The sequence below is a fragment of the Pseudomonas sp. BJa3 genome (assembly GCF_026343815.1).
Taxonomy (GTDB): domain Bacteria; phylum Pseudomonadota; class Gammaproteobacteria; order Pseudomonadales; family Pseudomonadaceae; genus Aquipseudomonas; species Aquipseudomonas soli.
In genome coordinates this window covers 1-272 of the sequence record NZ_JAOXMC010000190.1, presented here as the reverse complement: position 1 = coordinate 272, position 272 = coordinate 1, and the positions used below count along the sequence as shown (strand labels likewise).

Below are 272 nucleotides of genomic sequence, written 5' to 3'. Positions count from 1 at the left end.
CCAGCAACCACTGATTCTGCTGGCTGTATTTCTGCACCACGCGCTGCGATTGCTCCAGGATCAGTCGGCTCTCCACCAGCCCTCGGTCGCGCGCCAGTCGGTTGGGAATGAACAGGTCGAACAGCCGCACTTCGTCCAGTTCCCGCATGTAGGCGCGGTACTGCGCCACCCGTTGTCCCAGCATGATCTTGACGCCGCGTTCGATCTCGCCATACACGCCGCGCGCCTTGGGTGTGGCGTCGATGTCCGGCACGTCGCCGGGCGGATGGTCG

The 272-nt window shown here is 64.3% G+C and carries 1 protein-coding gene; it reads right to left on the bottom strand.

The features are described from left to right. On the bottom strand, positions 1 to 272 hold a 272-nt coding region (locus OH705_RS27385; RefSeq protein ID WP_267303463.1), incomplete at both ends, for a hypothetical protein.